Consider the following 26,525-nt stretch of genomic DNA (forward strand, 5'->3'; position numbering starts at 1 on the left):
CCGCTCACTGCCCCGGCGTACCGATCGCCGATCCGTCACCCGACGGCTTCTGCAACGACGGTGCCGGCTGACCGTACTGACCGCCCTGTGGCTGCTGAGGTCCCGGCTGCTGCTGGGGTCCGGGCTGCTGCGACGGAGGCATCTGGCCCTGCGCGGGAAACTGCCCCGGAGCGGGAAACTGGCCGGGATGCTGACCCTGGCTCGGGTAGGGGCCCTGTGGCTGACGTCCGTCGAAGTGCGGGCCGTCCGGAGCGGCTCCGTTGCTCTGCGGCACCGGTACCGCCTGCGGTGACACCTGCGGTAACCCGACGGTCTGCAGCACCCGGGAGATGACCGTCTCCGGGGTCACCTCGTCGGCCAGAGCGTCGTAGGACAGCACGAGACGGTGCCGGAGCACATCGGGGATGACCTCGAGAACGTCCTGGGGAACGACGTAGTCGCGACCACGGAGCAGAGCCAGTGCGCGGGAGGCGGCGATGATGCCGAGCGTCGCACGCGGCGATGCACCGTAGGCGATCCAGCTGGCCACGTCGTCCATGCCGAACTGCTCGGGAGTTCGAGTAGCAGAGATGACCCGGACCACGTAGTCGACGAGCGCATGGTGCACGAACACCGAGCTGGCCAGATTCTGCAGGCGAACCAACTCGACCGGGTCCAGGATCTGCTTGGGCTCGGGGGCTTTGATTCCCATGCGGTAGACGATCTCGCGCTCTTCCTCGACCGTCGGGTAGTCGACGACGATCTTGAACAGGAATCGGTCTCGCTGCGCTTCGGGAAGGGGGTAGACACCCTCGTTCTCGATGGGGTTCTGCGTTGCCATCACCAGGAACGGATCCGGCATCGGGAACGTCTTGCCGCCGATGGTCACGTGTCGTTCTGCCATGACCTCGAGCAGAGCGGACTGAACCTTGGCCGGCGCACGGTTGATCTCGTCGGCCAGCACGAAGTTGGCCACGACGGGTCCGAGTTCGGTGTCGAACTCCTCACGACCCTGACGGTAGATGCGAGTGCCGACGAGGTCGGTGGGAACCAGGTCGGGCGTGAACTGAACTCGCGAGAACGAGCCACCGACCACACGTGCGAACGTCTCGACGGCAAGGGTCTTCGCGACGCCGGGAACACCCTCGAGCAACACGTGTCCGCGGGCGAGCAACCCCACCAGAATGCGCTCGACCAGCCGATCCTGACCGACGATCACGCGCTTGACCTCGTACACGGCTTTCTCGAGAAGCTGGACGTCCTCGGCCAAGGCCGGACTGTCCACCCGCTTCGGCTCCACACCCGGTGGATTCGACGTCTCGGACTCGACTCGCGTCGACCCCTCGTCGTTCGAAATCCGGCCGTCACGTGATGTCACCAAGAATTCACCGCTTTCAGTCGATCGTCGTCGGGCACGTTTCATACCGCCGCAATCAACTATTCCAGGTGTTCGGCACGCGCGCCGAAAGGCACCCCCGACGCGCGCGCCGGATCCGCGCTCAGGACACCATGCGCACGGCGTACGGCGTCATTCCGCTGTATCGCACGTCGGACACCTTGACCACCGAACCCGACTGCGGAGCTTCGAGCATCTTGCCGTCGCCGAGGTAGAGCGCGACGTGTTGGCTGGCGTTGGGTCCGTAGAAGATCATGTCGCCCCGCTTCATCTCCGAGGACGGCACCTGCTTGCCCGCTGTGTACTGGTAACCGGTGTAATGCGGCAGCGAGATCCCCAGGCCCGCGAAGGCGTAGATCATCAGCCCCGAGCAATCGAAGCCGACCTTGTTGTAGTCGCCGTAGCTGTCCGCGACTCCGCCGTCCCTGATGCCCTTGGTCGGTCCGTTCTCGTCGCCGCCACCCCACGAGTACGGCACGCCGAGTTGACTCATGCCGCGGTCGATCGCCAATTCGACGGCTGCGCTTCCGGTCACCGACGGGGTCGTGGACGTCTTCGGTTTGGCGGGCGTCTTCGGCGTGGTGGGAGTGCTCGGCGCGGTGGGGGTGGTCGCAGTGGAACTGTCCGAGTCGGTCGATGAGCTCGAATCCTCGTCCACGTCCACATGTGAACGCTGGCCCTCGGCGATGGCCGCCGCACGTTGCTGCGCCGCCAGGTTGGCCGATACTCGCGCCGCTGCCTGCACGGCAGCTTCCTTCGCTGCGGCCGTGGCGGCGGCGATGGCCGCGTCCTCGGCCGCCTTCTGCGCCTCCCAGGTGCCGTACGCCGCACGCTGATCCTGCAGACCGGCGACGTTGCTGCGGGCGGCGTCGAGTTCGGACTGCGCCGAGTCGCGCTGTGATTCGATCGTGGCCTTACGATCGGCCTCTGCCTGCAGCGCTGCCTGCGCCTCGGCGATGGCCTGTTCGGCCTCTGCTTTCTTGGCCTCGGCTTCCGAGGCGGCCGCGTCGGCCTGCTGCTTGGATTCACGCGCCGCCGAATCGCGGTTCGCCTGCTCGGTACGGGCCCGTTGCAAGCCGTCGAGTACCGCGTTCTGGCTGTTGGAGAGCACCTTGAGGACCTGGGCGCGGTCCAGGACATCGTCGGGTCCGCTGGATCCGAGGAACGATGCCATCGAGGCAACCCCGGAGCCCTGGGTGTAGCTGGATTTGGCGAACTCGTCGAACTTCTTCTGGGCTGCCTGGATCTGGGTGCCCGCATCGGCAAGAGCCTGCTGCGCGGCACCGACGACGGCCGCAGCGACATCGGCCGCGTCACGCGCATTCTGCAGATCGACGAGGGCCTTGTTGACGCCTTCCCGCTTCGACGCCACCTCGTCGTCGAGTTGGGCGAGTTGCTGGTTGGCCGACGCGATCGCGTCGATCAGCTGACCCACCTGGCCGAGGCTCGAATCGACGGCGCTGCCCGCGGCGGCGAGATCGGTGTCCGAGGGGTTGGGCGGTGGCGGAGGTACCGCGGCGGCAACCCCGGGAAGGGTCGCCGTCAACGCGAGAACGAGGCCTACGCCCACCAGCACGAATCGGGTACGGACGAGTGCACGGCGGTGAGTTCCGCGGACTTGACGTCGGCTCACAAATGTCTCCCTCGGGTCCGGCACTCACTCGGGTTCGCGTCGAACCGTCGTGCCGTCGAGGTGCTCTCCGTCCTCCACCCCGATCGCAGGTGACGGTGAGCGTTCTCGCCGGGCAGGAAAGAAACACGCAGCGATACGACAGGTGCGAACCACGTCAGTCACACCCGAAGCAGTGGCCTCCCGAGTTCCCCACGGATGACAACCGCCTTCTGCGACACTCCTTCCCCAGCAGTGCCAATGGCACCGTACGACACTTCGCACCCTAAGGAAACTCCAGTCACAAATGACACATTGGTAATTCCACCAGGCACAACGCCGTGAACTCGGGGTTTACCGGAAACAATTTTTCCGACTTTTTCGGACGACCTCACGGTCATGCTCGCGACCGGGTCCGACAGTGCGGGTGTCGGTCACTCGAACGACACGCGCAGGAGAGTGCTCAGTCGCTGACGGACTCGCTGTGAGCGTGATCCTTCGACTCCGAACGAGAACGGTATCTGCGGACCTTGACGGCAGCGGTCAGGGTCGCAACCGCGGCGACGACGATGACCAGGCCGCCGGTGAGCAGGCCCCACGGCGTCTGGTCCTCGACGAGGGTGTCGACGAAGTTGTCCGCGGCGACGACGTGGTTGCCGGTGTAGGTACGGTCCTGGCCTGCTTCGAGGGTCACCCGACTGATCGAGTCGCTGAACGTGCCCACCTGACCGGGACTGAGCACGAGAACCGTGCCGCCCTCACGCGCTCCGACAGCGGTGGCGAGGTCTCGAAGTTGCGAGTCGTGGCGAGGTTCGGTCGGCACGATCACGATGCTCAGGTCGATGCCGTGGTCCTCGGCGCGCGCAACGGCCGTAGACAACCCTGCTTCTTCGTCGGCGGGGGCACTGACACCGGACTCGCGGACCGTGGCGACGATGCTGTCGACGTCCAGACCTGCCGGTATGTCGGTGGCAAGTGGGGAAACGGCGTGAATCGGCTCAGGCATCTCTCGTCCAGTCGGTAGGAACCAGTCGGATCGAACCCTACGTCACCGCCGCGCCCGTACCTGGTAGGCCCGCAGGTCCGACGCAACTACTGAGGTCGCCCTTCATTGCGCAGCCGGGAGCACTACGTGAGGATCGTCCTGTGGATCGGTCTCGCGACACCCACCGAGGACCGGACCGCAGGTTTTCACAGGACAAGCGTACTGTTAGACTTCCATCGAGACACCGACTGTGCGTCCGCCTCGAACTCTCGTTGCCGAGATTCGAGGCCGAGGCCCGCAGTCGGAGCCTCGCTTCAACCGTCGACACAGCCCCGTCGGCGGTGTGCCTCATAGACGAGTGGAGCTGAAGTGACCGCAAGTAAAGATTCATTCGGTGCAAAGGGCACCCTCGAAGTCGGCGAGAACTCGTACGAGATCTTCCGACTGTCGGCTTTGCCCGGTGCCGAGAAGTTGCCCTACGCACTGAAGGTCCTCGCGGAGAACCTCCTTCGCACCGAGGACGGTGCGAACATCACCGCCGACCACATTCGTTCGATTGCCTCGTGGGATCCGTCCGCAGAGCCGAGCTTCGAAATCCAGTTCACCCCTGCACGCGTCATCATGCAGGACTTCACCGGTGTTCCGTGCATCGTCGACCTCGCCACGATGCGTGAAGCCGTCACCACCCTGGGCGGCGACCCCAACAAGGTCAACCCCCTCTCCCCCGCCGACATGGTCATCGACCACTCGGTCATCCTCGACGTCTTCGGCCGCGCCGATGCTCTCGAGCGCAACGTCGACCTCGAGTACGAGCGCAACGGTGAGCGCTACCAGTTCCTGCGTTGGGGACAGGGCGCATTCGACGACTTCAAGGTCGTCCCCCCGGGCATGGGCATCGTGCACCAGGTCAACATCGAGTACCTCGCACCGACGATCATGACCCGCAAGGGCCAGGCCTACCCCGACACCTGCGTCGGCACCGACTCGCACACCACGATGGTCAACGGCCTCGGCGTGTTGGGCTGGGGCGTCGGCGGCATCGAAGCAGAGGCGGCCATGCTCGGTCAGCCCGTCTCGATGCTCATCCCCCGCGTCGTCGGCTTCAAGCTCTCCGGTGAGATCCAGCCCGGCGTCACCGCGACCGACGTGGTGCTGACCGCAACCGAGATGCTGCGCAAGCACGGCGTCGTCGGCAAGTTCGTGGAGTTCTACGGCGAAGGCGTGGCCGAGGTTCCGCTGGCGAACCGCGCCACCCTGGGCAACATGAGCCCCGAGTTCGGTTCCACCGCAGCGATCTTCCCGATCGACGAGGAAACCATCAACTACCTGCGCCTGACCGGCCGCAGCGACGAGCAGCTCGCTCTCGTCGAGGCGTACGCCAAGGAACAGGGCATGTGGCACGACCCGAAGAACGAGGCCGTGTACTCCGAGTACATCGAACTCGACCTCAACACGGTCGTGCCGTCCATCGCAGGCCCGAAGCGCCCGCAGGACCGAATCCTGTTGTCCGAGTCCAAGGTTGCGTTCCGCAAGGACATCCACAACTACGTCGAGGAGAACCACCCCAAGCACGAGGGTGACAGCAAGCTCGACGAGGCCCTCGACGAATCCTTCCCGGCCAGCGACTCCGCTTCGCTGAGCTTCGCCGAAGAGGATTCCGTCGACGTTCGTTCTGCCGCATACGGCTCCGAGGGTCGTCCGAGCAAGCCGGTTCGCGTCACCACCGACGAGGCAGGCGAATTCGTGCTCGATCACGGCGCCGTCGTGGTCGCGGGCATCACCTCCTGCACCAATACCTCGAACCCGTCGGTCATGCTCGGCGCGGCACTGCTCGCCCGCAACGCCGTCGAGAAGGGCCTGTCCACCAAGCCCTGGGTCAAGACCAACATGGCACCCGGCTCGCAGGTCGTCACCGACTACTACGAGAAGGCCGGCCTCTGGCCGTACCTCGAGAAGCTCGGCTACTACCTCGGCGGTTACGGCTGCACCACGTGCATCGGCAACACCGGTCCCTTGCTCGAGCCGATCTCGAAGGCGATCAACGACAACGACCTCTCGGTCACCGCTGTGCTGTCGGGTAACCGCAACTTCGAGGGCCGCATCTCCCCCGACGTCAAGATGAACTACCTGGCCTCACCGCCGCTGGTCATCGCCTACGGCCTCGCGGGCACGATGGACTTCGACTTCGAGACCGACGCCCTCGGTGAGGATCACGAGGGCAACCCGGTGTTCCTGAAGGACATCTGGCCGTCCACGCAGGAGATCGAAGAGACCATCCAGTCCTCGATCAGCCGGGACATGTTCACCAAGTCCTACGACACCATCTTCGCCGGCGACAGCCGCTGGCAGAATCTCTCCACCCCCGAGGGCGACACGTTCGAGTGGGATCCCAACTCCACGTACGTTCGCAAGCCTCCGTACTTCGACGGCATGACGATGGATCCGGCTCCGGTCGAGGACATCAAGGGCGCACGCGTCTTGGCCCTGCTCGGCGATTCGGTCACCACCGACCACATCAGCCCGGCAGGCCCCATCAAGGCAGGCACGCCTGCCGCGCAGTACCTCGATTCACACGGTGTCGAGCGCAAGGACTACAACTCGCTCGGTTCGCGTCGTGGAAACCACGAGGTCATGATTCGCGGAACGTTCGCGAACATTCGCCTGAAGAACCAGCTCCTCGACGACGTCTCGGGCGGTTACACCCGTGACTTCACGCAGGACGGTGGACCGCAGTCCTTCATCTACGACGCGTCGCAGAACTACCAGAAGGCCGGCATCCCGCTGGTCGTGCTGGGCGGCAAGGAGTACGGCAGCGGCTCCTCGCGCGACTGGGCGGCCAAGGGCACCTCGCTCCTCGGAGTCAAGGCCGTCATCACCGAGTCGTTCGAGCGCATCCACCGCTCCAACCTCATCGGCATGGGCGTCGTTCCCCTGCAGTTCCCGGCCGGTGAGAGCGCAGCGTCGCTCAAGCTGGACGGCACCGAGACGTTCGACATCGTCGGCGTCGCGAAGCTGAACGAAGGCACCACCCCGAAGACGATGACCGTCATCGCCACCAAGGAAGACGGCACGAAGGTCGAATTCGAGGCCGTGGTTCGCATCGACACCCCGGGTGAAGCGGACTACTACCGCAACGGCGGCATCCTGCAGTACGTGCTGCGCAACATGATCAGAGGCTGAGTGCGCGTCGTCTGACGTATGCCTCGAACGGCGATGGGCCCGGAACCGACAACGTGTTTCCGGGCCCATCGCCGTATCGGTCGAGGCCCTCATCGAAAGTAGGAAACCCACACGTGCCCAAGGTCAGCGAAGACCACCTGGCCGCCCGTCGAAGCGAAATTCTCGACGGCGCGCGCAAGTGCTTCGGCGAGTTCGGTTACGAGGGCGCGACGGTACGGCGCCTGGAAGAGGCCACTGGCCTGTCGCGCGGAGCGATCTTCCACCACTTCAAGGACAAGGACGGTCTCTTCCTCGCGCTGGCGCAGGAAGATGCCCGACGCATGGCCGAGGTCGCGTCCACCCAGGGTCTGGTGCAGGTGATGCGAGACATGTTGGCGCAACCCGAACAATTCGAGTGGCTCGGAACGCGGCTCGAGATCACCCGACGACTACGCACGGACGCGGACTTCCGGAGCAGCTGGGCCGAACGGTCTGCAGAGCTGACCGACGCGACGCTGGGGCGACTCGAGCGTCAGAAGACCGCAGGAAGACTGCGCGACGACATTCCCAACGACGTCCTCGCCGACTACCTGGATCTCGTGCTGGACGGCCTGGTGGCGCGCATCGCGTCGGGCCACGGTAGGTCCAACCTCTCGGCGATCCTGGACCTGGTCGAGGAATCGGTTCGCAGGCAGGATCGATCGGAATGACCCTGGCGAGCGGGTCAGGCCAGCTGGATCAGTTCCAGGTACTCCTGCGACCAGTGGTCCTCGGTACCGTCGGGAAGCAGAATCACCCGCTCGGGTGAGAGCGCTTCGGCGGCACCGGGATCGTGCGTGACCAGCACGACGGCACCCTTGTAGCTGCGGAGCGCGTCGAGGACCTGCTCGCGTGAGATCGGGTCGAGGTTGTTGGTCGGTTCATCGAGCAGCAGCACGTTCGCCGCCGAGGACACCAATCCGGCGAGTGCCAGGCGGGTCTTCTCACCGCCCGACAGTGTCCCTGCCGGCTGCTCGAGCTGGGGCCCGGTGAACATGAAGGCTCCCAGGAGCGACCGCAGTTCCTGCTCGCCGGTGTCCGGTGCGGCGTGCCGGATGTTCTCCCAGACCGACGCGTGGTCGTCGAGGGTGTCATGTTCCTGTGCGAAGTACCCGACGCGCATGCCGTGGCCCGGCTCGATCTCGCCGGTGTCGGCCTTCTCGGTTCCGGCCAGGATTCGGAGCAGCGTCGTCTTGCCCGCACCGTTGAGCCCGAGCACCACAACGCGGCTGCCTCGGTCGATCGCGAGATCGACGCCCGCGAAAATTTCCAGCGATCCGTACATCTTGGTCAGGTTCTTGGCCATCAGCGGCGTCTTGCCGCACGGTGCGGGCTCGGGGAAACGAATGTGGGCGACCTTGTCGGACACCCGTTCGGCGTCGAGGTTGGCGAGCAGCTTGTCCGCGCGTTTCGCCATGTTCTGTGCCGCAACGGCTTTCGTTGCCTTGGCCCCCATCTTGGCGGCCTGCACCCGTAGCGCGCCGGCTTTCTTCTCCGCGTTGGCGCGCTCACGGCGGCGGCGTTGCTCGTCCGTGGCGCGGGCGTCGAGGTACTTCTTCCAGTTCATGTTGTAGATGTCGGCTTCGCCGCGTACTGCGTCGAGGAACCACACCCGATTCACCACGTCTCCGAGCAGTTCGACATCGTGACTGATCACGATGAGTCCGCCCTCGTGGCTCTGCAGGAATCCGCGCAACCAGGTGATGGAGTCGGCGTCGAGGTGGTTGGTGGGCTCGTCGAGCAGCAATGTGGTGTTCGAGCGTCCGCCACTGCCGTCGGACGCGGCGAACAGAATTCGAGCCAGTTCGACGCGTCGGCGCTGACCACCGGAGAGGGTCCGCAGCGGCTGACCGAGGATGCGGTCGGCCAGACCGAGGCTGTTGCAGATTCGGGCCGCCTCGCTCTCGGCCTCGTAGCCGCCGAGGGATGCGAACCGCTCTTCGAGTTCGCCGTACTTGCGCACGGCCTTGTCGAGCAGCGCCTCGTCGGCCACCTCGGCCATCAGTGCCTGCTGCTTCTCCATGCTGTGCAGGAGGGTGTCCAGGCCCCGGGCCGAGAGCACTCGATCCTTGGCCAGCACGTCGAGGTCGCCTTCTTTGGGATCCTGCGGAAGGTAGCCGAGCTCTCCGGTACGCACGACCTCGCCCGCGTACGGCTCTCCCTCACCTGCCAGGATGCGCAGCGTGGTGGTCTTGCCTGCACCGTTGCGGCCCACCAACCCGATGCGGTCGCCTGCCTGTACGCGGAGCGCGGGCCCCTCGGTGGACAGAAGGGTCCGCACACCGGCACGAACTTCCAGGTCGGTGGCGGTGATCACGCGTGCGCTCCTAGCGATTGCCGAACAAGACCGTTGCCCGTCGACCGACGGGCGAACTCAGGTGTGCCGTCGAACGGCACAGCAAACCCCCATTTTAGCTCAGCATTCACGTGCCCTCACCCAGGAACGACGGTGACACCGGTAACGTCTGATCGATGACCGACGCCCCCGAAACCGTCAGCCCGTCCAGCGCGCCGATCCCCGACCTGGCCGGGCGCACCGCACTCGTCACCGGCGGCAGCCGAGGCATCGGCAAGGCCATCGCCGCGGAACTGCTCGCTCGCGGCGCGAACGTCGCCATCACCGCCCGCAAGCGCGAACCACTCGTTGCGGCGGCAGCAGAGCTCGGCGATTCCGTGCTCGCGATCGACGGCAACGCCGGCGACCCGGAGCACCGACGCACCGCGGTGGCGAGCACGGTGGAGACCTTCGGTTCGCTGGACATCCTGGTCAACAACACCGGTATCAATCCCGTCTACGGCTCGCTGATGGATGCCGACCTGGCGGGCGTGAGCAAGATCTTCGACACGAACGTGGTGGGGACTCTCGGCTTCGTCCAGCAGGCCTTCCATGCCTGGATGGGCGAGCACGGCGGCGCGGTCGTCAACATCGCGAGCGTGGCCGGCATCCGCTCGACCGGGGTGATCGCCGCGTACGGCGCATCCAAGGCCGCTCTGATCCGCCTCACCGAGGAGCTCGCCTGGCAGCTCGGTCCGAAAATTCGCGTCAATGCCGTGGCACCGGGCGTGGTGAAGACCAAATTCGCCGAGGCCCTCGTCGCCAACGGAGAAGACGCGGCAGCGGCCGGCTACCCGATGAAGCGTCTGGGAAACCCGGAGGACGTGGCTGCGTTGGTGGCCTTCCTGGTCTCGGACGCCTCCTCCTGGATCACCGGAGAGACCGTGCGCGTGGACGGTGGTTTGCTCGCCACCGGCGGAATGTGAACGATTTCTCGGCCGACGTCGCGGTCGTCGGACTCGGTCCAGCCGGGCGGGCGGTCGCCCATCGATGTGCCGAGGCCGGACTCGATGTGATCGCAGTCGATCCACACCCGTCGCGCACGTGGACACCGACGTACTCCGCCTGGGCCGACGAGTTGCCGTCGTGGTTGCCCGAGACCGCGGTCGCCTCGACTGCGCGCAAACCCGCGGTGTGGACCGATCACCAGCGGATCATCGACCGGACGTACTGCGTGCTGGACACACCTGCGCTGCAAGCGGCCTTGTCGGTCGACCGCGTGCGGGTGCTGGCCGCCACGGCTGTCGACGTCACCGGTTCCCGGGTGACGACCGCCGACGGCTCGATCGTCGATGCCCGTCACGTCGTCGACGCCCGTGGCACACTCGATTCGCGCGACCTCGCCCAGCAGACCGCCTACGGGATCGTCGTCGAACGCGACCGCGCCGAACCGATCCTCGAAGGGGCCGACGCGTGGTTCATGGACTGGCGCACCGACAACGGCGCTCGGCACGGCGAAGCCCCGAGTTTTCTGTACGCCGTGGCACTCGACGACGATCGAATCCTGCTCGAAGAGACCTGCTTGGTGGGCCGACCCCCGCTGGAACTCGCAGTTCTTCGATCGCGGCTGCACCACCGTCTGACGTATCGCAACCTGGAACCGACCGGCAAGGAGGATGTCGAACGAGTCCGCTTCTCGGTCGAACCGCCGCCTCGGTCGCAACAGCACACCGGCCGAGGCGGTCCGGTGCTGTTCGGCTCTCGCTCGAATCTGATGCATCCCGCCACCGGGTACAGCGTCGCGGCGTCGCTGGCGTCGGCGGATCACCTCGTCGAGCGATTCCGAGGTGGCGGTCGGTCGCGCCCGATCCGCCCGGTGCACGTCTGGACGGTCCAGAAGCTTCGTAACCTCGGACTGCGCACGGCACTGGCTCTCGAACCCGAGATGGTCCCCCAGTTCTTCTCCAGCTTCTTCTCGCTCCCGGTCGAACTGCAACGCTCGTACCTGTCCGGCCACGACGACGCATTCGGGACGATGACCGCGATGCTGAAGATGTTTCCGACGCTTCCGGCGTCGGCCAGGCTCGCGATCGCGCGCACGATAGTGCGCACGCCGGGCCGCGGCTGAGTTTCTCGCCAACGGTCGACACGCGGGCGCCCGGTCGGCGATCATGGACAGATGCGCAGCATTTGGAAGGGCTCGATCGCCTTCGGACTGGTCAATGTTCCGGTGAAGGTCTACTCGGCCACCGAGCAGCACGACATTCGGTTCCATCAGGTGCATGCGAAGGACGGCGGTCGTATCAAGTACGACCGGATCTGTCAGGAATGCGGCAAGTCGGTGCAGTTCGCCGATATCGACAAGGCCTACGACTCCCCCGACGGTGAACGCGTCATTCTCACAGACGAGGACTTCGACAAGCTGCCTGCGGCGGAGAAACACGAGATTCCGGTTCTCGAATTCGTGCCGACCGAGCAGATCGATCCGATCCTGTACGACAAGAGCTACTTCCTCGAGCCGGACTCTGCCTCACCGAAGGCCTATGTGCTGCTGCGCGAGACTCTCGAAGAAACAGAACGCACCGCGTTGGTGCATTTCACTCTGCGACAGAAGACCCGCCTGGCCGCACTGCGTGTGCGCGACGACGTCCTGGTGATCCAGACACTGCTGTGGCCGGACGAAGTCAGGGCCGCTGAATTTCCTTCGCTCGAGGACGCGCCGTCCGCGCGCCCGCAGGAAGTGAAAATGGCGACGTCCCTGGTGGAAAGCATGTCCTCGGAATTCGATCCGACCGAGTACACGGACGACTATCAGACAGAACTGCGCAAGCTGATCGACGAGACGCTCGCCAACGGCGGTGAGAAGGTCATCCACACCGAAACGGAAAAAGACGACGACGGCGAGGACGCCGAGGTCGTCGATCTCGTGGCGGCCTTGCAACGGAGCGTCGAGGCGGCCGGCAAGAACGCGAAGTCCGGGTCGGCCACATCGGCTCCGGCGAAGAAGGCACCCGCCAAGAAGGCAGCTGCGAAGAAGGCTCCGGCCAAGAAGGCTGCTGCGAAGAAAGCCTCGGCCAAGTCCGCCGACTCGAAAGCCGACGAAGCGAAGGGTGCGTGAAGGGGCCGATTCGGCCGTGCGTCAGACGGTGAAGCCGAGGGCCCTGAGCTGCTCGCGACCGTCGTCGGTGATCTTGTCCGGGCCCCATGGCGGCATCCAGACCCAGTTGATCTTGAGATCGGCGGCCAGTCCGCTGCGCACGAGCGCGCCGCGCGCCTGATCCTCGATGACGTCCGTCAACGGGCATGCCGCCGAGGTGAGCGTCATGTCGACGGTGACGATGTCGTCGGCGTCGATCTTGATGTCGTACACCAGTCCCAGATCGACGACATTGATTCCGAGCTCGGGATCGACGACGTCGCGCATCGCTTCTTCGAGGTCCTCGAGCACCTTGATCTCGTCGGCGGTCAATTCCACCGGCGTGGTCTCGGCTGTAGTCGTCACTGCCTGCGTCGTCTCTGTTGCTTCGGTCATGATTGCTGTCCTCCGGAAAGTGCCGACTGGGCGGTCTCGCCCGTCGTGGCTGTCGAATCTGCGTCCACTACTTGAACAACCGCGTCCTTGAAAGCCATCCAACCCAGCAGAGCGCATTTCACGCGGGCCGGGTATTTGGCCACACCGGCGAATGCGATTCCATCGCCGATGACGTCCTCGTCACCCTCGACGGTACCTCTGCTGCCGACCATGTCACTGAATGCGTCTACCGTCTTCAGCGCGTCGGCCACGCTCAGGCCGACGACCTGATCGGTGAGAACGGACGTCGCTGCCTGACTGATCGAACAACCCTGGCCGTCGTACGAGACGTCTGCAACGGTGCCGTCCTCGATCTGCACGCGCAGGGTGACCTCGTCGCCGCAGGTGGGGTTGACGTGGTGGACCTCCGCGCCGAAGGGCTCACGCAGCCCACGGCCGTGCGGGTGCTTGTAGTGATCGAGGATCACTTCCTGATACATCTGTTCCATCCGCATCTAGAGCTGCCCTCCCCCGCCGTGGTCGTCGGAGCGAGCGGTTCCGAAGAACGATTGTGCGCGGCGAATCGCCTGTGCGAGAACCTGCACTTCCTCGACCGTGTTGTACAGCGCGAACGAGGCGCGCGCTGTCGCAGCCACACCGAACCGTCGGTGCAAAGGCCACGCGCAGTGATGCCCGACGCGAATGGCGACGCCCTCGTCGTCCAGGATCTGTCCGAGGTCGTGGGCGTGAATGCCGTCGACCACGAACGACACTGCCGAACCGCGGTCGACGTTCTCGGTCGGGCCGATCACGCGAACACCGTCGATTTTCGCGAACTCGGCGAGAGTTGCTGCGACCAAGGCTTTTTCGTGCGCGGCGATGACATCGATGCCGATGTTCTCCAGGTACCGCACAGCGGCACCGAGTCCGACGACCTGCGAGGTCATGGGAACCCCGGCCTCGAATCGTTGCGGAGGCGCTGCGAACGTCGTCTTCTCCATGGTGACGGTCTCGATCATCGAACCGCCGGTGATGAACGGAGGCATCGCTGCGAGGAGTGCAGCCTTGCCGTACAGCACGCCCACTCCCGAGGGACCGAGCATCTTGTGACCCGAGAACGCGGCGTAGTCGACATCGAGCGCGTGAAAATCGACCTTCATGTGTGGTACCGATTGGCATGCGTCGAGGACGACGAGCGCACCGACCGCCCTGGCTCGACGGACCAATTCCTCGACCGGGGCCACCGCGCCGGTCACGTTCGATTGATGCGTGAAGGCGAGAACCTTGACGGCGGAAGACAATTCGAGCGAGTCGAGATCGATGCGTCCGTCGTCGGTCACGCCGTACCAGCGCAGCGTTGCACCGGTTCGAGCAGCAAGCTCTTGCCACGGAACGAGATTGGCGTGGTGCTCGAGTTCGGTGACGACGATCTCGTCGCCGGGACCGAGGTGACGATCGAATCGTTGATCGGCAAGCACGTACGTCACGAGGTTGAGCGACTCGGTCGCGTTCTTGGTGAACACGATCTCGTCGACATCCGCCCCGACGAACGACGCGATGGCCGCGCGCGCACCCTCGTAGGCGTCGGTGGCCTCTTCGGCCAACTGATGCGCCCCGCGATGCACAGCGGCGTTGCACGTAATCAGGAACTCACGCTCGGCGTCGAGTACCTGCACGGGCCGCTGCGAAGTTGCACCGGAATCGAGGTACACCAACGGCTTCCCGTCGCGGACGGTGCGCGAGAGGATGGGGAAATCGCGGCGAACCGTGGCGACATCGAACGATGTCGCCACCGCCGCAGCTGCGGGTGCAGCCATACTCATGCTCCGGTGGTCGCGGCCTGCGCGTAACCGGCGTATCCGTTGGCTTCGAGCTCGTCGGCCAGCTCTGCACCGCCGGACTTCACGATTTCGCCGTTGACGAAGACGTGGACGAAGTCGGGCTTGATGTAGCGCAGGATGCGGGTGTAGTGCGTGATCAGTAGCACTCCGCCGTCTTCACGCTCCTTGTACTTGTTGACGCCCTCGGACACCACGCGCAGAGCATCGACGTCGAGGCCGGAGTCGGTCTCGTCGAGGATGGCGATCTTCGGCTTGAGCAGTCCCAGCTGGAGAATCTCGTGACGCTTCTTCTCGCCGCCGGAGAAGCCCTCGTTGACGTTGCGCTCGAGGAAGTTGGCCTCGATCTCCAATTCGCTCATGGCGGTCTTGGCTTCCTTGACCCAGTGCCGAAGCTTGGGGGCCTCACCGCGCACGGCGGTGGCGGCGGTACGCAGGAAGTTCGACATCGAGACGCCGGGCACCTCCACCGGGTACTGCATCGCCAGGAACAGGCCGGCACGGGCGCGCTCGTCGACACTCATCTCGAGCACGTCTTCACCGTCGAGAGTGATGGTGCCGGAGGTCACCGTGTACTTGGGGTGGCCCGCGATGGCGTAGGACAGCGTGGACTTGCCGGAACCGTTGGGCCCCATGATCGCGTGCGTCTCACCGGACTTCACGGTGAGGTCGACACCCTTGAGGATGTTGATGGGCTCCGCGGTCGAGTCGGAGTTGGCGACGCTGACGTGCAGATCGCGGATTTCGAGTGTGGACATCACAGTTCCTTTGTGCAGTCGAGAAAGGTTCGGGTGAGACCTACGCGCCGGCGACGGCGAGTTCGGTCTCGATGGCGGCGTCGAGACGCTCGCGTACGGCGGGGACCGGAATCTTGTCGATGATCTCGTGGAAGAAGCCGCGGACGACGAGTCGACGAGCAACCTCCTCCGAGATGCCACGAGCGCGCAGGTAGAACAGCTGCTCGTCGTCGAAACGGCCGGTGGCGCTGGCGTGGCCTGCTCCGACGATCTCCCCGGTCTCGATCTCGAGGTTCGGCACCGAGTCGGCGCGAGCGCCGTCGGTCAGGACCAGGTTCCGGTTGAGCTCGTAGGTCTCGGTGCCCTCGGCCTCGGCTCGGATCAGAACATCTCCGATCCACACGGTGTGCGCGTCGACGGTTCCGGGTCCGGTTTCGCCCTGCAGCGCGCCCTTGTACATCACGTTGGACTTGCAATGCGGTGCCGAATGGTCGACGAGCAGTCGCTGCTCGAGGTGCTGGCCTGCGTCGGCGAAATACACACCGAGCATGTTCGCGTCGCCGCCGGGTGCGCTGTAGCGCACGGTCGGGCTGATGCGCACCAGATCGCCGCCGAGACTGACGTTGTAGTGCCGCAGCACGGCGTCGCGTCCGAGCATGGCGTGGTGTGCTGCGACGTGCACGGCGTCGGACTGCCAGTCCTGGATCAGTACGACGTGCAACTGCGAGCTGTCGCCGAGAACGAACTCGACGTTCTCGGCGTACGTTCCGCTACCCCGCTGGTCGATCACGACGGTGGCGCGAGCGAACGTGCCGAGCCTGATCTGCACGTGGCCGTAGGCGACGTGGTCGACACCGGGACCGTCGACGGTGATCTCGATCGGATCGGCCACCTCGACCTCGTTCGGCACGGAGACGATCGTGGCCTCGGTGAACGCCGAGAATGCCTGCGCGGCAATACGATCGGCCGGGACACCGGCCTTGCCCAGTCGCTCGTCGTCGCGGCCGACGGTCTCCACGACCACCGACTCCGGGGCGCCGACGGTGACCCGAGCGGCCCCGTCGGCGACAGCGGAACCGTCGTGCAAGCCGCGCAGCCGACGCAGCGGTGTGAAACGCCACTGCTCGTCACGGCCGGACGGGATCTCGAACGCATTCACGTCGTAGGACGTGAACTGAGCGCCCTTGTTCTCGACGAGCTTCGACTTGTCTTCCTTGGCCGACTCTGGATTCTCGGATGCCACAGCACCCATGACTCCGGTGAGGGGGTTGTTCACTTATCCGACCGACCCTTCCATCTGCAGCTCGATGAGCCGGTTGAGCTCGAGCGCGTATTCCATCGGCAGTTCGCGAGCGATCGGCTCGACGAAGCCGCGCACGACCATCGCCATGGCCTCGTCCTCGGTCATGCCGCGGCTCATCAGGTAGAACAACTGATCGTCGCTGACCTTCGAGACGGTGGCCTCGTGGCCCATCGACACGTCGTCCTCGCGGATGTCGACGTACGGGTACGTGTCGGAACGACTGATCGTGTCGACGAGCAATGCGTCGCACTTGACCGTCGAGCGCGAACCGTGTGCACCCTTGTTGATCTGGATCAGACCGCGGTACGACGTCCGGCCACCGCCGCGAGCGACGGACTTGCTGACGATGTTCGAGGACGTGTGCGGTGCCAGGTGCAGCATCTTCGAGCCGGTGTCCTGGTGCTGGTCCGGGCCTGCGAACGCGACCGAGAGAACCTCACCCTTGGCGTACTCACCGGTCATCCACACGGCCGGGTACTTCATGGTGACCTTGGAGCCGATGTTGCCGTCGACCCACTCCATGGTTGCGCCCGCCTCGGCCTTGGCACGCTTGGTGACGAGGTTGTAGACGTTGTTCGACCAGTTCTGGATGGTCGTGTAGCGGCACCGACCACCCTTCTTGACGATGATCTCGACCACGGCGGAGTGCAGCGAATCCGACTTGTAGATCGGTGCGGTGCAGCCCTCGACGTAGTGCACGTAGGCACCCTCGTCGACGATGATCAGCGTGCGCTCGAACTGACCCATGTTCTCGGTGTTGATCCGGAAGTAGGCCTGCAGCGGGATGTCCACGTGGACGCCCGGCGGGATGTAGATGAAGGATCCACCGGACCACACCGCGGTGTTCAATGCGGAGAACTTGTTGTCGCCTGCGGGGATGACGGTGCCGAAGTACTCCCGGAACAGCTCCGGCTGCTCCTTCAGGGCGGTGTCGGTGTCGAGGAACAACACTCCCTGGGCCTCGAGATCCTCACGGATCGAGTGGTAGACCACCTCGGACTCGTACTGAGCAGCGACACCGGAGACGAGGCGCTGCTTCTCCGCCTCGGGGATGCCGAGCTTGTCGTACGTGTTCTTGATGTCTTCCGGCAGGTCTTCCCACGTGGCAGCCTGCTTCTCGCTGGAGCGCACGAAGTACTTGATGTTGTCGAAATCGATGCCGTCGAGGTTGGAACCCCAGTTCGGCATCGGCTTGCGCTCGAACGTCTTGAGCGCCTTCAGGCGCGCCTCGAGCATCCACTCGGGCTCACTCTTCTTCTGCGAGATGTCCCGAACGACGGCCTCGGAAAGACCGCGCTTGGCACTCTCACCGGCTACGTCCGAGTCGGCCCAGCCGTATCCGTAGGTGCCGAGCGAGGCGATGGTCTCGTCCTGGGTCAGCGGCGCGGTGGGTGTCACCTGGTCTGGTGTGACGGTCATGCGGGCTCCTTCCGGAGGCGTGGGCGTTCTCCGACACGGAGCTGCGCGTCGGGAGTCTTCTTGTCGGAACTATTGGTGTTCGAGTACCGCGTCGGTGACAGCGGTACGTGCGTCGTGCATGCGCAATTGCCGTTGGCGATGGTCGCCAAACGCTGCACGTGCGTGCCGAGGATCTCGGCGAACGCGGTCTGCTCGGCCTCGCACAGCTCCGGAAACTCGGAGGCGACGTGCGACACCGGGCAGTGGTGCTGGCAGATCTGCACACCGTTGCCCACCTGACGGGTGGTGGCAGAAAAGCCCGCCGCGCTGAACGCGTCGGCGATCCGGTCGGCAGCGTCCTCCACGGCATGCGCATCGGAACCCGTGGCCGGCTCCACGTCGGCCACGATGGTGTTGACGCGTTGCCGCGCGAATGTCTCGATGGCCGCGTCCCCGCCGATCTTGCGTAACTGCCGCATGGCGGCACCGGCAAGATCGTCGTAGGTGTGGCCGAGACGGTTACGCCCGGCTGCGGTGAGCTGGAAGTGCTTCGCCGGTCGGCCTCGGCCCCGTTGCCGGGCACCTGCGGGGGTTGTGATGCGGGCCTCGCCCGCGTCGATGAGTGCGTCCAGGTGACGTCGGACACCCGCCGCGCTCAACCCCAGTCGAGTGCCGATGTCGGAGGCGGTGATGGGGCCTTCCTCCAGCAGCAGCGTGACCACTGCGCTCCGCGTCTGCCCCTCGGGCGCCGACGTGAGTCGCACCGACGAAACGCCTGCGCCGGAGGCCGACGACTCGACACTTCCCGGACGCACGAGCGAGCTCTCGGTTGTTTTCACAACACCAGTGTGACGGAATTGCTGTACTCGGTCCAGCAAGGGTGCCCTATGCGGGCTACTCACCCAGCGCGGTGGCCGATGCACATGTCGTCGGGTGGAGCACCGTGCAGGTGGTGACCGAGTGCCCCGCTACGCTCCCACTGTGCCATCGACCGACAGTGAGCCCAGTTTCGAGAGCTCACCTTCCGCGGGCGGTCCCGGTTCTCCCCCGGTGTCCGGCACATCGAAGTCCGCGCCGGCTGCATTCGTCCACAGGTTCGTCGTGGCCCCGGCACGTCGAGTCATCGGCCTCGAGCCCACGCCTCCGGGCGGGGTGGTCGCCACCCTGCACGGAGACGAGCAGGAGGCACCGGGGCTGAATCCGGCGGAGACGAACCAGCTCAGGAACATCCGCCGTTTCGGTGCCGCGGGCGCACTGCTGATGGCGATCGGAGCACTCGGCGCGGGCGCGCAGCCGGTGCTGCAGAACCCGATCGCAGGCGTCCGACTCCTGAGCCTGCCGTCCCGGATGGCGACCACCGCACTGACCGTCACGATGACCGGAACCGTCATCGTGGTGCTCGCGTGGTTGCTGCTGGGAAGATTCGCGTTGGGACGCTTGCGATCGGGAGCGACCCCGCGGCGACTCACCCGCTCCCAGATGGACCGCACGTTGCTGCTGTGGATCCTGCCGTTGTGCGTGGCACCGCCGATGTTCTCGCGCGACGTCTACTCGTACCTGGCTCAGAGCGAGATCACCGCACGCGGACTCGACCCGTACGAGGTCGGTCCGGTCGATGCACTCGGGGCCGACAACGTACTGACCCGAACGGTTCCCAACATCTGGCGGGAGACCCCGGCACCCTACGGCCCGCTGTTCCTGTGGATGGGGCGTGGCATCACGTACCTGACCGGCGAGAACATCGTCGCCGGCATCTTTCTGCATCGCCTGCTCGCATTGGCGGGCGTGGCGTTGATCGTCTGGTCGCTGCCCCGCCTCGCCCGACGCTGCGGGGTTGCGTCGGTGACGGCACTGTGGCTCGGTGCCGCGAATCCGTTGCTGCTCTTCCATCTGGTGGCCGGTATCCACAACGAGGCCCTGATGATCGGGCTGATGCTGGCCGGTACCGAACTGGCGCTTCGCGCGATCGAGCGCTCGGGTCCCCTCCGCAACAGCGATATCGCGTTCCTCGTCGGCGGTGCAGGCTTGATCGCACTGTCGTCTTCGATCAAGATCCCCTCGCTCATCGCGCTCGGCTTCGTGGGAATGGCCCTGTCGAGGAGGTGGGGCGGGACCCTCAGATCCGTGGTGTACGCCGCAATCCTGCTCGGCTCCATAGCCGTCGCGGTCCAAGTCGCGGTGAGCCTGGGCAGTGGGCTCGGCTTCGGCTGGATCAACACTCTGGGGACCGCCGGCGTGGTGCGCAGCTGGATGTCGATTCCCACGATTCTCGGGCTGGGCACCGGATTCGTCGGCGTACTCCTCGGCCTCGGCGACCACACCACCGCTGTGTTGGGTCTCACTCGCCCGATCGCTGCCGTCGTCGCGGGAATCATCGTCGTCCGCATGCTCATCGCCGTTCTGCGCGGCCGTCTGCATCCGGTCGGCGCACTCGGCGTCGCGCTCGGTGCCGTCGTCCTGTTGTTCCCCGTGGTCCAACCCTGGTACCTGCTGTGGGCGGTGATTCCGCTCGCGGCATGGGCCACCACTTCCTCGTTCCGGCGTCCGGCCATCGCCTTCTCGTCGTTGGTGAGTGTGATCCTGATGCCGAACGGCAGTGAGTATCAGCCGTTCCAGATCGTGCAGGCCGCAGTCATGACCATCCTGACGATCGCGGTGCTCTACCTGTTCACGCGAAACCGAATGCCGTGGCCCACCCGCACCGGACCACCGGCACGCGACCGCAGCGCAGACGAATACGCTGAGTCCTCGTGATCTCCGGGACGTCCGACGCGACGCAACCTGTCGTACAGCTGACCGACGTACGCAAGTCGTACGACGGTGTCAGTGCCGTCGACGGACTCAGCCTGAACATCGGCCCCGGCGAGGTTCTCGCACTGCTGGGCCCCAACGGTGCCGGAAAAACCACCACCGTCGAGATGTGCGAAGGATTCGTCGTACCCGACGGCGGCTCGGTCCGAGTCCTCGGACTCGACCCCGTCGCGCAGTCGGCGCAGCTGCGGCCACGCATCGGGGTCATGCTCCAGGGCGGAGGTGCGTACCCCGGTTCCAAAGCCGGCGAGATGCTCCAACTCGTCGCCTCGTACTCGGCCGACCCCCTCGATCCGGCATGGCTGCTCGACTGCCTCGGCCTCACCTCGGCCGTCCGCACCCCGTACCGGCGACTCTCCGGTGGGCAGCAGCAGCGGCTCGCCCTGGCGTGCGCCATCGTCGGACGACCCGAACTGGTGTTCCTCGACGAACCGACCGCCGGGCTCGACGCCCAGGCCCGGCTGCTCGTGTGGGAGCTGATCGACGCCCTGCGCCGCGACGGAGTCGGCGTTCTGCTCACGACACATCTGATGGACGAGGCCGAGCAGCTCGCAGACCGGCTGACGATCATCGACAACGGTCGCGTCGTCGCCTCGGGCACTCCCTCGGAGCTGACCAAGCAGGGTGCCGAGGGCCAACTGCGCTTCACCGCACCCCCTGGACTCGAACTCTCCATGCTCGACGCGGCTCTTCCCCCGGGGTACGTACCGTCGGAACCGACGCCCGGTTCCTATGTGGTCGCCGGTGTGATCGAGCCGCAGATCCTGGTGATCGTCACGTCCTGGTGTGCACAGCAGGACGTGTTGGCGACCGAACTGCAGGTCGACCAGCGCCGCCTCGAGGACGTGTTCCTCGAACTGACCGGCAGAGAATTGAGGAAGTGACCGTGCGCAGAGAAGCCCGGCTCGCCGACAACCGATTCGAGACAGGTCTGTTCGCGCCTCGCCCGCAGCCCGCGTCGGCTGCACGTATGTTGCTCGCGCAGACCCGCCTCGAGCTGAAGTTGTTGCTGCGCAACGGTGAACAGTTGCTGCTGACGATGTTCATCCCGATCACGTTGCTGATCGGATTGACCCTGCTGCCCTTCGGCGAGCTCGGCGTCGACCGCGTTGCCCGAGTGGTTCCGGCTGTGATGATGGTTGCCATCATGTCGACGGCGTTCACCGGTCAGGCGATCGCCGTCGGCTTCGATCGCCGCTACGGCGCTCTCAAGCGGCTCGGGGCGACACCACTTCCGCGGTGCGGCATCATCGGCGGCAAATCCGCCGCCGTGGTGATCGTGGTGGTCCTGCAGACGATTCTGCTCGGCTCGATCGGCGTCGCTCTCGGATGGCGCCCGAGCGCGACGGGGCTGTTGCTCGGTGCCGTCATCATCGCTCTGGGAACCGTCACCTTCGCGTCCATGGGGTTGCTGCTGGGCGGCACCCTGCGCGCCGAGATCGTGTTGGCGCTGGCGAACATCGCCTGGTTCGTGATGCTGGGCGTCGGCAGCGTGGTGTTCGTGGACGACCAGATCCCGCAGGGCCTGCAGAACGTGGCGCGCATCGTTCCGTCCGGCGCACTGGGCGAGGCACTGAGCAGGGGTGTGGCGTCGTCGTTCGACGTGTTCGGTGTGGTCGTCCTGCTGGTGTGGGCTGCGGTGTGCAGCACGCTCGCCGTGCGCACGTTCAAGTTCACCTGAGTCACGCTCGCTACCCAACGACGCTGTGTAGTTGATCGGCGTTTACCATCGTGGAGTGCCTTACCTCCTACGGAAGCTCTATGGCGTATTCCTGCGCGTCGTCGATCTCCTGCCACTGCCGTCGCTTCGTGTGCAGCGAATTCTGGCTTTCATCGCAATCCTGACGCAGGGCGGCATCGCCGTCACCGGTGCAGTCGTTCGCGTCACCGGATCCGGTCTCGGCTGCCCCACCTGGCCGCAGTGCTTCCCCGGTAGTTTCACTCCCGTCGGGGTGTCCGAGGTACCGATATTGCATCAGGCCGTCGAGTTCGGTAACCGCCTGCTCACGTTCGTCGTCGTTCTCGCGGCCGCCGCTGTCGTGATCGCAGTCACCAGGGCGCGGCGTCGTCGCGGAGTGCTGTTCTTCGCATGGCTGATGCCACTCGGTACCGTCGTGCAGGCCGTTATCGGCGGATTCACCGTGCTGACCGGACTGCTGTGGTGGACCGTCGCCGTTCACCTCGTCGTCTCGATGGCGATGGTCTGGCTGGCCACGCTGCTGTACGCCAAGGTGGGCGAGAGCGATTCGGCATCGGAGTCGACGCCGACGGTGCCCGGTGCTCTGCGAGCGCTGACGGGACTGTCCGGGATTGCTCTGGCGGGTGTGCTGATCGCGGGCACCATGGTGACCGGAGCCGGTCCGCACGCAGGCGACAAGAGCATCGAGGAACCAGTACCGCGCCTCGGTATCGAGATCGTGACGCTGGTGCACGCGCACTCGCAGTTCCTCGTCGGCTACCTGGCGTTGCTCGTCGGACTGGCTTTCGCCCTGTATGCCGTTCGTGCGCCCAAGACGGTCACGTTTCGACTCAATGTCCTGATCGTCCTGGTGTTGGCACAGTCTCTGATCGGATTGGTCCAGTACTTCACCGGAGTTCCGGCCGTACTCGTCGCCTTCCATGTGGCCGGTGCGGGCGCGTGTACCGCCGCAACCGCAGCCGTCTGGGCGGCCTGCCGAACTCGCGGCCCGGCCGCGGCCGACAAGATCGAGACCACCGAGGACGTCGCAGTTCACTCGTGACGATCGATCGATCTTCGAACAGGGTGGAGGGGCAGCCGACCTCCCCCTCAGATGGCCGACTGCCCCTCCACTGACTTCGACGCACCGGGTGCCCAGATGGTTCCCGCCTGATCGAACAAGTTTTGCGACTTGTCTCCGCTCAGACGATCGCCTGGTTACGCGCCTTCGGAAACTTCTTCTGATGGGCTACCCACCCGGCCATCTTCTCGTGGTGTCCGGGTGCCGGATTGACCGAACTGGTCAACTCGCGGTCCCATTCGGCCTCGGTCAACTGGTCGAGACCGTCGACGATCGCGCGGGCGATGGCGGTACTCGCCACCACCTGGTCCCCCAGAACTCCGTCGGCACCGACCATGGTGAGCCGAGTCCCGGCGCGACCGACCGGCTGAATCACCACGTCGGCAGAGTTGCCGTGGTCGGCGAGGAAGCTCTTCACCGCCGCGAGCGTTCCCTTGGGAACGTCGTTCGACTCGTTCTTCTCGATGCCCGCACTGTCGATTTCGGTAGCCATGCCGACACGATACCGAGACCGTTCGCAATTCCCGCATCGACCCGTCGAGTCGTTACTGATCGGTAACTTCGCCCGCGTGCGTGCATCGAGCGGATCCGTGCCACCGGGTGCGACGCGCCGGTGTAGAACGGTCTTCATGCGTGCCATTCGAATAGACAACACCGGCGGACCCGAGGTCATGAACGTCGTCGATGTTCCGATACCGACGCCAGGACCTGCTCAACTCCTGGTCAGGACGGACGCCATCGGCATCAACTACATCGATACGTACTTTCGGCGCGGCCTGTATCCGCGCGCACTCCCCTACGTTCCCGGCGACGAAGGGTCCGGAGTGATCGATCAGGTCGGGTCGGACGTCACGGACTTTGCTCCGGGAGCTCGCGTCGCCTGGGCCGCAGCACCCGGCAGCTACGCCGAATACGTCCTGGTGGACGCTTCGTCGGCCATCGCGGTTCCCGACGGCGTTCCGGCCGATCAGGCCGCCTCGGCGCTGCTCCAGGGCATGACTGCGCATTACCTGATCGAGTCCACCTATCCTGCCCAGCGGGGCGACACAGTGCTGGTACACGCAGGCGCAGGTGGCGTCGGACTGTTGTTGACGCAGATGGCGGTGGCGAAGGGCGTGAACGTGATCACCACGGTCTCCACGGATGCCAAGGCCGAGCGGTCGACGCAGGCCGGTGCCGCCCACGTGTTGCGCTACGAGGACGACATCGCCGCCCGCGTGCGTGAGATCACCGACGGCGAGGGTGTCCATGCGGTGTACGACGGCGTGGGCGCCGACACGTTCGAGGCGAGTCTTGCGTCGCTTCGGATCAGAGGGACACTGGCTCTGTTCGGTGCCGCGAGCGGTCCCGTCCCGCCCATGGATCCACAGCGCCTGAACGGCGCGGGCTCCCTGTTCCTGACCCGGCCCACGCTCGCACATCACATCCGAAACCGGGCCGAGCTGGAGTGGCGCGCCGGAGATGTGTTCGCAGCGATGGCCAGCGGAGCTCTGACGGTCGAGATCGGTGCGCAGTACGCGCTGGAGGATGCTGCTCAGGCCCACATCGATTTGGAGTCACGCAATACGATGGGGTCCATCGTGCTGGTTCCCTGACGCCGACTGTGCCGGACGGCTCGCTCAGGAAAGGATCTGAGCGAGCGTCTGCCAGCCCAGAACGGAGTCGACGGCCAAGCCGCAGAACACCAGTGCCAGGTATTCGTTCGAGAGAATGAACAGCTTGAGCGGCTTGACCGGAGTTCCCGCTCGCACGCCTGCGTAGAGACGGTGGGCCACGACGAGGAACCACACTCCCGAGGCCACAGCGACGGCTGCGTAGACGATGCCCGAGCCCGGGGCCAACGCGAGCGTTGCGGCAACCGTGGCCCACGCGTAGAGCACGATGTGCTTGGTGACCTTCGTTTCCGAGGCGACAGCAGGCAGCATCGGCACGTTGGCGGCCTGGTAGTCCTCCTTGTAGCGGAGCATGAGCGCCCAGGTGTGCGGCGGTGTCCACAGGAAGATCACCAGGAACATGACCAGCGCCTGCCACCCGATCGTGCCGGTCACGGCGGACCAACCGATCATCACCGGCATACATCCGGCCGCGCCGCCCCACACCACGTTCTGCGAGGTGCGCCGTTTGAGCACGAGCGTGTAGACGAAAATGTAGAAGCAGATCGTCACGACGGCGAGCACACCGCTGAGCAGATTCGTGGTGGCCCACAGCCAGAAGAACGAGAACACGCCCAGGACGAGCCCGAAGATCAGGGCGTGCGAGACGGGCATGGCACCGCGCGCGAGTGGGCGCTTCTCGGTGCGCTTCATCACCTTGTCGATGTCTGCGTCGACGACCATGTTCAGAGTGTTGGCGCTGGCTGCGGCCAGCATTCCGCCGAAGAGTGTGGTGAGGATCAGCCAGGGATCGACGTTTCCTCGGTCGGCCAGCAGCATCGCCGGAATGGTCGTGACGAGGAGGAGTTCGATGACCCGGGGCTTCGTGAGCGCGACATACGCAAGAAAGAGTGCGAATGCTCTGCGCGGGGCGGACGTCGCCGGCGCGGCCTGCGTGGGCTCACCCTCGTCGTCTGCTCCGAATCCGGGGCCGCCGGCGAAACCGTGTCCGCCCGGCTGCTGCCCAATTCGCACTGCGTCTCCTCGCACGACTGTCGTTCTCTGGCGCTCGGCCACTTGCTCGCATGCCACCGGCACGCGGGTTGACTCTCGATGGCGACACTTCGGCGCCTT

The 26,525-nt window shown here is 65.4% G+C and carries 23 protein-coding genes; 10 read left to right on the forward strand and 13 right to left on the reverse strand.

Translation table 11 applies throughout. The features are described 5' to 3' along the window. Positions 1-4: 4 nt before the first annotated feature. The 3 genes from QM615_RS01190 to QM615_RS01200 all read right to left on the reverse strand — a co-directional run bounded on the left by QM615_RS01190 (position 5) and on the right by QM615_RS01200 (position 3,990). The gene (locus QM615_RS01190) at positions 5-1,357 is read right to left on the reverse strand and encodes an AAA family ATPase (RefSeq protein WP_283346926.1); all 1,353 of its coding nucleotides are present in this window, start codon (positions 1,355-1,357) and stop codon (positions 5-7) included. 121 nt (positions 1,358-1,478) lie between these two features. Beyond that, positions 1,479-3,008, reverse strand: a complete 1,530-nt coding sequence (locus QM615_RS01195) for an NlpC/P60 family protein (RefSeq protein ID WP_283346927.1) — start codon at positions 3,006-3,008, stop codon at positions 1,479-1,481. A gap of 439 nt (positions 3,009-3,447) precedes the next feature. Beyond that, the gene (locus QM615_RS01200; RefSeq protein ID WP_283346928.1) at positions 3,448-3,990 is read right to left on the reverse strand and encodes an Rv1476 family membrane protein; all 543 of its coding nucleotides are present in this window, start codon (positions 3,988-3,990) and stop codon (positions 3,448-3,450) included. Between the two features lie 348 nt (positions 3,991-4,338). Between QM615_RS01200 and QM615_RS01205 the strand changes: the two genes are divergently transcribed. Together QM615_RS01205 and QM615_RS01210 are read left to right on the forward strand one after the other, a co-directional pair. Further along, on the forward strand, positions 4,339-7,149 hold the full coding sequence (locus QM615_RS01205; RefSeq protein ID WP_283346929.1) for an aconitate hydratase: 2,811 nt from the start codon (positions 4,339-4,341) through the stop codon (positions 7,147-7,149). Positions 7,150-7,262: 113 nt separating this feature from the next. Next, positions 7,263-7,838, forward strand: coding sequence for a TetR/AcrR family transcriptional regulator (locus QM615_RS01210; protein WP_068282405.1), 576 nt, complete (start codon positions 7,263-7,265; stop codon positions 7,836-7,838). 14 nt (positions 7,839-7,852) lie between these two features. Here QM615_RS01210 and QM615_RS01215 read toward each other — a convergent pair whose 3' ends face one another. Then, on the reverse strand, positions 7,853-9,484 hold the full coding sequence (locus QM615_RS01215) for an ABC-F family ATP-binding cassette domain-containing protein (RefSeq protein WP_283346930.1): 1,632 nt from the start codon (positions 9,482-9,484) through the stop codon (positions 7,853-7,855). A gap of 155 nt (positions 9,485-9,639) precedes the next feature. Between QM615_RS01215 and QM615_RS01220 the strand changes: the two genes are divergently transcribed. From QM615_RS01220 to ku, 3 genes are read left to right on the forward strand one after another with little or no spacing between them, the layout of a single operon-like run. Continuing rightward, positions 9,640-10,428: an SDR family oxidoreductase gene (locus QM615_RS01220; protein ID WP_068050504.1), complete on the forward strand. Its 789-nt coding sequence runs from the start codon at positions 9,640-9,642 to the stop codon at positions 10,426-10,428. Then, on the forward strand, positions 10,425-11,570 hold the full coding sequence (locus tag QM615_RS01225; RefSeq protein ID WP_283346931.1) for a lycopene cyclase family protein: 1,146 nt from the start codon (positions 10,425-10,427) through the stop codon (positions 11,568-11,570). Before QM615_RS01220 ends, QM615_RS01225 begins: the two co-directional genes overlap by 4 nt. Before the next feature lie 51 nt (positions 11,571-11,621). After that, positions 11,622-12,560 carry a non-homologous end joining protein Ku gene (gene ku / locus QM615_RS01230; protein ID WP_283346932.1) on the forward strand — a complete coding sequence of 313 codons (939 nt, stop codon included), beginning with the start codon at positions 11,622-11,624 and terminating at the stop codon, positions 12,558-12,560. 21 nt (positions 12,561-12,581) lie between these two features. Here the strand turns inward: ku and QM615_RS01235 are convergent, their stop codons facing one another. The 7 genes from QM615_RS01235 to QM615_RS01265 are packed head-to-tail and all read right to left on the reverse strand — an operon-like array spanning position 12,582 to position 18,993. Beyond that, positions 12,582-12,974, reverse strand: coding sequence for a metal-sulfur cluster assembly factor (locus tag QM615_RS01235; RefSeq protein WP_269594145.1), 393 nt, complete (start codon positions 12,972-12,974; stop codon positions 12,582-12,584). Further along, positions 12,971-13,468: a Fe-S cluster assembly sulfur transfer protein SufU gene (gene sufU / locus QM615_RS01240; protein WP_269594146.1), complete on the reverse strand. Its 498-nt coding sequence runs from the start codon at positions 13,466-13,468 to the stop codon at positions 12,971-12,973. The genes QM615_RS01235 and sufU overlap by 4 nt, the downstream gene beginning before the upstream one ends. Continuing rightward, positions 13,469-14,770, reverse strand: coding sequence for a cysteine desulfurase (locus QM615_RS01245; RefSeq protein WP_269594147.1), 1,302 nt, complete (start codon positions 14,768-14,770; stop codon positions 13,469-13,471). A gap of 2 nt (positions 14,771-14,772) precedes the next feature. Next, positions 14,773-15,549 carry a Fe-S cluster assembly ATPase SufC gene (gene sufC / locus QM615_RS01250; protein WP_094641863.1) on the reverse strand — a complete coding sequence of 259 codons (777 nt, stop codon included), beginning with the start codon at positions 15,547-15,549 and terminating at the stop codon, positions 14,773-14,775. Between the two features lie 40 nt (positions 15,550-15,589). After that, on the reverse strand, positions 15,590-16,780 hold the full coding sequence (gene sufD / locus QM615_RS01255) for a Fe-S cluster assembly protein SufD (RefSeq protein ID WP_269594237.1): 1,191 nt from the start codon (positions 16,778-16,780) through the stop codon (positions 15,590-15,592). Between the two features lie 24 nt (positions 16,781-16,804). Continuing rightward, positions 16,805-18,250 carry a Fe-S cluster assembly protein SufB gene (gene sufB, locus QM615_RS01260; RefSeq protein WP_032377835.1) on the reverse strand — a complete coding sequence of 482 codons (1,446 nt, stop codon included), beginning with the start codon at positions 18,248-18,250 and terminating at the stop codon, positions 16,805-16,807. Then, the gene (locus QM615_RS01265) at positions 18,247-18,993 is read right to left on the reverse strand and encodes a helix-turn-helix transcriptional regulator (protein ID WP_411741293.1); all 747 of its coding nucleotides are present in this window, start codon (positions 18,991-18,993) and stop codon (positions 18,247-18,249) included. The genes sufB and QM615_RS01265 overlap by 4 nt, the downstream gene beginning before the upstream one ends. Positions 18,994-19,279: 286 nt before the next feature. Here QM615_RS01265 and mptB point away from each other — a divergent pair, with 286 nt between their 5' ends. Genes mptB through QM615_RS01285 form a run of 4 tightly spaced genes read left to right on the forward strand, consistent with a single transcriptional unit; the run spans position 19,280 to position 23,781 of the window. Beyond that, complete coding sequence (gene mptB, locus QM615_RS01270; RefSeq protein ID WP_411741292.1) at positions 19,280-20,983, forward strand: polyprenol phosphomannose-dependent alpha 1,6 mannosyltransferase MptB; 1,704 nt, start codon at positions 19,280-19,282, stop codon at positions 20,981-20,983. Next, complete coding sequence (locus QM615_RS01275; RefSeq protein WP_176460513.1) at positions 20,980-21,924, forward strand: ABC transporter ATP-binding protein; 945 nt, start codon at positions 20,980-20,982, stop codon at positions 21,922-21,924. The genes mptB and QM615_RS01275 overlap by 4 nt, the downstream gene beginning before the upstream one ends. A gap of 2 nt (positions 21,925-21,926) precedes the next feature. Beyond that, positions 21,927-22,721, forward strand: coding sequence for an ABC transporter permease (locus QM615_RS01280; protein ID WP_411741291.1), 795 nt, complete (start codon positions 21,927-21,929; stop codon positions 22,719-22,721). Positions 22,722-22,776: 55 nt separating this feature from the next. Beyond that, entirely contained in the window at positions 22,777-23,781 is a 1,005-nt protein-coding gene (locus QM615_RS01285) for a COX15/CtaA family protein (protein WP_283346933.1), read from the forward strand. Positions 23,782-23,920: 139 nt separating this feature from the next. Here the strand turns inward: QM615_RS01285 and QM615_RS01290 are convergent, their stop codons facing one another. After that, positions 23,921-24,292 carry a hypothetical protein gene (locus QM615_RS01290; protein WP_149405824.1) on the reverse strand — a complete coding sequence of 124 codons (372 nt, stop codon included), beginning with the start codon at positions 24,290-24,292 and terminating at the stop codon, positions 23,921-23,923. A 136-nt stretch (positions 24,293-24,428) separates the two neighbouring features. Here QM615_RS01290 and QM615_RS01295 point away from each other — a divergent pair, with 136 nt between their 5' ends. After that, a complete protein-coding gene (locus QM615_RS01295; protein WP_269594150.1) occupies positions 24,429-25,394 on the forward strand; it encodes a quinone oxidoreductase family protein in 966 nt (321 codons plus the stop codon). A gap of 24 nt (positions 25,395-25,418) precedes the next feature. On the opposite strand, the gene QM615_RS01300 is transcribed toward QM615_RS01295, so the two are convergent. Further along, entirely contained in the window at positions 25,419-26,426 is a 1,008-nt protein-coding gene (locus QM615_RS01300; RefSeq protein ID WP_149405826.1) for a heme o synthase, read from the reverse strand. Positions 26,427-26,525: the final 99 nt, after the last annotated feature.

This window comes from Rhodococcus sp. IEGM 1341, from assembly GCF_030056895.1.
GTDB lineage: Bacteria > Actinomycetota > Actinomycetes > Mycobacteriales > Mycobacteriaceae > Rhodococcoides.

Bases quoted from the DNA above. Each gene is read 5' to 3' on its own strand.
- QM615_RS01200 (WP_283346928.1), bottom strand. From the start codon at position 3,990: ATGCCTGAGCCGATTCACGCCGTTTCCCCACTTGCCACCGACATACCG.
- QM615_RS01220 (WP_068050504.1), top strand. From the start codon at position 9,640: ATGACCGACGCCCCCGAAACCGTCAGCCCGTCCAGCGCGCCGATCCCC.
- ku (WP_283346932.1), top strand. From the start codon at position 11,622: ATGCGCAGCATTTGGAAGGGCTCGATCGCCTTCGGACTGGTCAATGTT.
- QM615_RS01235 (WP_269594145.1), bottom strand. From the start codon at position 12,974: ATGACCGAAGCAACAGAGACGACGCAGGCAGTGACGACTACAGCCGAG.
- sufU (WP_269594146.1), bottom strand. From the start codon at position 13,468: ATGCGGATGGAACAGATGTATCAGGAAGTGATCCTCGATCACTACAAG.
- QM615_RS01245 (WP_269594147.1), bottom strand. From the start codon at position 14,770: ATGGCTGCACCCGCAGCTGCGGCGGTGGCGACATCGTTCGATGTCGCC.
- sufC (WP_094641863.1), bottom strand. From the start codon at position 15,549: ATGTCCACACTCGAAATCCGCGATCTGCACGTCAGCGTCGCCAACTCC.
- sufD (WP_269594237.1), bottom strand. From the start codon at position 16,780: ATGGGTGCTGTGGCATCCGAGAATCCAGAGTCGGCCAAGGAAGACAAG.
- sufB (WP_032377835.1), bottom strand. From the start codon at position 18,250: ATGACCGTCACACCAGACCAGGTGACACCCACCGCGCCGCTGACCCAG.
- QM615_RS01290 (WP_149405824.1), bottom strand. From the start codon at position 24,292: ATGGCTACCGAAATCGACAGTGCGGGCATCGAGAAGAACGAGTCGAAC.
- QM615_RS01295 (WP_269594150.1), top strand. From the start codon at position 24,429: ATGCGTGCCATTCGAATAGACAACACCGGCGGACCCGAGGTCATGAAC.